4 protein-coding genes are annotated in these 5,283 nt (G+C 71.6%); 3 read left to right on the forward strand and 1 reads right to left on the reverse strand.

Going from position 1 to position 5,283, the window contains the following annotated elements:
* The 3 genes from TSO5_RS31360 to TSO5_RS31370 form a co-directional block, all read left to right on the forward strand.
* Positions 1 to 1,916, forward strand: a 1,916-nt coding sequence (locus TSO5_RS31360) for a tetratricopeptide repeat-containing glycosyltransferase family protein (RefSeq protein ID WP_146203879.1), incomplete at its 5' end; no start/stop codon positions are given.
* A complete protein-coding gene (locus tag TSO5_RS31365; protein WP_109155282.1) occupies positions 1,916 to 2,605 on the forward strand; it encodes a tetratricopeptide repeat protein in 690 nt (229 codons plus the stop codon). The genes TSO5_RS31360 and TSO5_RS31365, both read left to right, overlap by 1 nt.
* A gap of 233 nt (positions 2,606 to 2,838) precedes the next feature.
* The gene (locus TSO5_RS31370; protein WP_042694032.1) at positions 2,839 to 3,018 is read left to right on the forward strand and encodes a YdcH family protein; all 180 of its coding nucleotides are present in this window, start codon (positions 2,839 to 2,841) and stop codon (positions 3,016 to 3,018) included.
* 108 nt (positions 3,019 to 3,126) lie between these two features.
* Here the strand turns inward: TSO5_RS31370 and TSO5_RS31375 are convergent.
* Positions 3,127 to 5,283 (reverse strand): tetratricopeptide repeat protein (locus TSO5_RS31375; protein WP_146203880.1); only part of this gene is annotated, 2,157 nt, incomplete at its 5' end.

Below are 5,283 nucleotides of genomic sequence, written 5' to 3' on the forward strand. Positions count from 1 at the left end.
TGAAGGACGATTTCGACGGCACGGCTGCACTGACCGCCAACCTGGATCTGGTGATCTCGCCGGCGATGTCGGCGGGGGAACTGGCGGGTGCGCTGGGCGTGCCGGTCTGGCGCTTCGGCTCCCGCGACTGGACGCAGCTGGGCACCGGCACACGCCCCTGGTTCCCATCGATGCGCCTGTTCCAGCCCAACAGCGGCGAGGGGCTGGAAGCGACGATCCGGGCGATGGCGGACACTTTACGAGCCACCACGCCAGGACCGGTGCCGGAGTCCGTACCGGTGGTCGCGGCCTCGCCCGAGCCCGAGCCCGAGCCTGAGCCGGAACCCGAGTTCGATGCTCTGCTGAACCGGGCCGCCGACCTTCACCGCGCCGGCCGGCTGGCGGAGGCGGAGACCGCCTATCGCGCCGCCATTGCGGCCGATCCCGGACGCACGGCCCCCGGCCATGCCGATGCGCTGCATCTTCTGGGATTGCTGATGCACCAGACCGGACGGAACGACGAGGCGCTCGCCCTGATCGGCGCAGCGTTGCGGACCGATCCGGCCTTCCCCCAGGCTTGGAACCATCTTGGACTGGTGCAGGAAGCCGACAAGCGCCATGCCGAGTCCGCCCGCGCCTTCACCCGCGCGCTGGCCCTGCACCCCGCCTTTGCCGAGGCGCTGACCCATCTGGGCCTCGTCCACCAGACCTGCGGGCGGGTGGAGGAGGCCGTGAAGCTGCATCGCCGCTGCATCGCCCTCCAGCCGGAGCATCTGCCGGCCCATGCCAATCTCGGCCATGCCTGCGAGCTGATGGGGCGCATGGCGGAGGCGAACGGCCATTACCGCCGGGCGCTGGCCTTGCAGCCCGGATCCGCCGACGCCGGCAACAACCTCGCCACCATGGCCACGCTGGCCGGCCGTCTGGAGGAGGCGAAGACCCATCTGCACCGCGCGCTGCGGATCGACCCGGACTTCGCGCTGGCGGCCTGGAACCTCGGCCTGCTGGACCTTGCCGACGGACGGGTCGCCGAGGGCTGGGCCGGCTATGGCCGCCGCTTCTCCGCCCGTCAGCTGCAGCGGGCGCGCCGCATCGACCGGCCGGTCTGGACGGGGGAGCCGTTGCGGGGCCGGCGTCTGCTGGCCTGGTCGGAACAGGGGGTGGGCGACGAGATCCTGTTCGCCTCCTGCTTCGACGCCCTGCGGGGGCAGGACGGTCCCGTCACGGTCGAATGCGACCGGCGGCTGGTCAGCCTGTTCGCCCGCTCCTTCCCCTGGGTCACGGTGCGGGCGGAGACGGCGGACACCACCGGGCGGGAGACGGTGGACCCGCCGGATTGCGATCTGCAGATCCCGGCCGGCACCCTGCCCGCCCTGGTCCGCGACCGGGTGGACCGCTTCCCCGGCCGTCCGGCCTATTTGCACCCCGATCCCGGCCGTCTCGCCCTGTGGCACGACCGGCTGGCCGCCTTGCCCGGCCTGAAGGTGGGGCTGGCATGGCGCAGCCAGATCGTCACTGCCCAGCGGGCCGCCGCCTATACCGGTCTGGCCGACTGGACCGCGCTGCTCGATCTGGCCGGCATCAGTGTGGTCATGCTGCAATATGGCGACTGCCGCGCTGAACTGGCGCAGGTGGAAACGGCGACGCGCCGTCTGCACCGCTGGGACGACCTGGACCTGAAGGACGATTTCGAAGGGGTGGCGGCCCTGATCGCCAACCTGGATCTGGTGATCTCGCCGGCCACGGCGGTCGGGGAACTGGCCGGCGCCCTGGGCGTCCCGGTCTGGCGACTCGGCACCCGCGATTGGACGCAGATGGGAACGGACGTGCGGCCGTGGTTCCCGTCGATGCGGCTGATCCAGCCGCCGGCGGGCGATGGGCTGGCCGCAGCCGCCCGGCAGGCGGTGCGCGCGCTGGCGGAACTGGCGCCGGCCTGATGACCGACCTTCGCGCCCTGCTTGCCGAAGCGTTCGACCGTCATCAGACCGGCGGATTCGACGAGGCGGAAGGGCTCTACCGCCGCATCCTCTCCATCGAGCCGGCAGAGGTGGAGGCCCTGCACCGGGCCGGATTGCTTGTCGCCCAGCTCGGCCGGCTGAATGAGGCCGACGTGCTGCTCCGCCGGGCGCTGGCGCAGGATCCGACGGAGACCGAGGCGGCGGTCAACCACGGCAAAATTCTGCGCGCGCTGCGCCGACCCGAGGCGGCGGCCGGCCGTTTCCGCCACGCCCTCGCGCTCGCTCCCGCCATGCTGACGGCGCTGGAAGGGCTGGGACATGCCGAGCGCGAGGGCGGGCATGCTGCCGCGGCGGCCACCGCCTATGGCCGGGCGGCGCTGGTCGGGGCCGGTCCGGCGGTGCTTCACCAGTGGGGCGTCGCGCTGGACGGCATCGGTCTTGCGGACGAGGCGGTGGAGGCCCTGCGCCGATCCGCCCGCCTCGACGCGACGGTCCCGTCGGTCGCCTTGCGGCTTGCCGGGCTCCTCCAGCGGATGGGGCGCAGCGGCGAGGCGGCCGGCTGGTATCGCCATGCGCTGGTGATTCAGCCCGGCCACGCGGAGGCGCGCCGGTCGCTCTCCGCCATCATCGCTGCCATCGGCGCGGGGGGACCGCCACCAGCGACATAACCCTTTGGTTCAAAGGGTCAGCTGACCTCCGGATGGTGTTGCGCGAAATGATTTCAAGACCCCACCCCTGCGACCCACTGTCATACGTCTGAACGGTTGGGGCATTTTTTCGCATGGTTTGACCGCATAAAACGCAAGATTAGGGTTGTTCGGCGCTTCGGATGAGTGAACACTGTTGTCACCGGCCCGTCACATTGCGGCGGGACGCGGACTGATCCTATGGAGAGCGACTCATGCACACTGAAGCTCGCCTTTCGTCTCTGCAAGACAAGCACATGCGCCTGGACCGGGCGATCCTCGACGAGGAAAAGCGCTCCTGGCCGGATGAGAGCGCAGTGAAGCGCCTCAAGCTCGAAAAGCTGCACGTCAAGGAAGAGATCGACCGCCTGACGCGCACCGGCCCGATGAATTAATCCCCCCAATCACAGCATCGACCTTCAGACACCACCCTTGAACAGGGGTTTGAAAAGGCCGGGTTGAGGCGGATCGCCTCACCCGGCTTTTTTAATGGCCGGCTTTTTTCAGCCGATGGCCCGACCGGGACGCGCAAGCTCCGCCGCCACCGTCGGCAGCAGATCGGCGACCCGCTGGCCGGGGCCGGTCCGGAACAGACGCATCGACGGGAACCAGGGCCGCACCGCGGTGCCGAGCATAGTCCAGTCGCCCGTCCGTGCCAGCCGCCAGACCGGCAGGCCCAGTGCCGCCGCCAACTCTCCGGTGGAGGTGGCGGGCGCGATCACCAGATCGAGGGCCGACATCAGCGCCGCCGTGCCGTCGAGGTCGTCGCGCAGGTCGAGGTCGGGGAAGGCATGCGGCGCACGGCCGAACGCTTCTCGTGCCGCCGCCAGTTCGGCCCCGCAGTCGCCATATTGCAGATTGACCGGAATAATCTCCGGCAGGGTCAGCACCGGCCGCCAATCCTCGATCCGCGTATAGTCGGGCATGCGGTCCGGATCGAGCTGGCCGCTGCGCCAGGCGATGCCGACCCGCAAGCCCTCTCCCAGTCCGGCCAGCCGCCGACGCCAGCCGTCGACGGCCGCCGGATCGGCACGCAAAGCGGGTTCCAGCCCGGCGAAGCCTGCCAGGGAAGCGTCCAGATGGCGCGACAGCGATCCGATAGGGACATGGCAATCGACATCCGGCACCGGTTCGGCCGGCGTGACCGGTATCGCCCGCACCGTCGCCTGCGGGAAGGAGCGGGCGAACAGCGGGACGAAGCGCGGGTCGCATTCCACCACGATGCGCCCCCCCTCCCGGCCGGCGCGGGCGATCAGTTGGGGCAGGCGCTGGGCGAACATCAGCTCGTCGCCGATCCCCTGCTCGCGCCAGACCAGCAGGCGCCTGCCCGACAGATCGCCGCCCGTCCAGAGCGGGACGGCCGGGCGGCGGGCGGCGGACGTGAGGTCGCGCGTGTCGAACCGCCGGTCATAGCCTTCCCATCCCTGCGCCAGCCGGCCGGCGGTGAGATCGAGAACCCCGGCATTGAAGGCCGCCGCCGCGTGGCCGGGTTCAGCCGCCAGCGCACGGCCGCACCACAGGGCCGCCGCGCCGTCGTCTCCCATCTCGCGCAGCAGTCGGCCGCGGTTCGCCATTCCGTCGGCCAGGGCGGGGGCGAGCGCCAGGGCGCGGCGGCCCGCCCGCTCCGCGGCGTCCGGCCGGCCAAGGCGCCGTAGCGCCACCGACAGGTTCACCCATCCCGCCTCCAGCGCCGGTGCCCGCCGGAGCGCCTGGGCATGCGCCCGCTCCGCCTCGCCCCAGCGGCCGAGCCGGGCGAGGGCCGCGCCCAGATTGTCATACGCCTCCGCAAGGTCGGGGTCGGCGGCGGTCGCCCGCCGGTGGAGCGGCACGGCAGCCCCGCTCCGCTCCAGCGCGTCGAGCGCATTGCCGAGGTTGGTCAGCGCCGCGGCATTGCCGGGCTGGAGCGCCAGAGCGGTCCGGAAACCGGCGGCGGCCGCTCCTGCCCGTCCGAGAGCCAGACGAACGTTCCCCAGGCTGATATGCGCCGTCGCATACTCCGGGGCGGCGGCGACCGCGGCGGCGATGCGCGCTTCGCCGCGTTCCGGCGCGCCCGTCTGGTGGGCGAGCAGGCCGGACAAATGGAGCGCCACCGGATCCCGCGGGCGGTGGGCCAGCACCCGCTCGTAAAGGTGGGCTGCCACGGCGAAGGAACCGGCACGATGGGCGGCGACCGCCTGCTCCAGAAGCCGGTCCGGGTCAGGGTCCGCCGTCTCGCCGTCCCCTGCCCCGGCAGCCCCCCCGGCAGGCGTCCCCCCCCTCCCGCGCGGCGATGCGGTGGCCCGCAACAGCTTCGCCATCTGGACCAGAGCCGTCTCCAGCCCCTCGCCCGGCCTGGGCTGGAACAGGCGCATGGTTGGGAACCAGGGCCGGACGCCGGTGCCCAACTGCGTCCAATCGCGGGTGCCGAAACGCCAGACCGGCACGCCCAGCGCACCCGCCAGTTCCCCCGCCGACATCGCCGGCGAGATCACCAGATCCAGGTTCGCCGTGAGCGCCGCCGCGCCGTCGAAATCGTCCTTCAGGTCCAGGTCGGCCCAGCGGTGGATGGTCACGCCGAAGCGCTCCTCCGCCGTCCGCAGCTCGGCCTCGCAGTCGCCATATTGCAGGTTGACGAACACCAGTCCGGGGACGGCGAACAGCGGTCCCCAATGCTCCAGCAG

This window comes from Azospirillum sp. TSO5 (assembly GCF_003116065.1).
Taxonomy (GTDB): domain Bacteria; phylum Pseudomonadota; class Alphaproteobacteria; order Azospirillales; family Azospirillaceae; genus Azospirillum.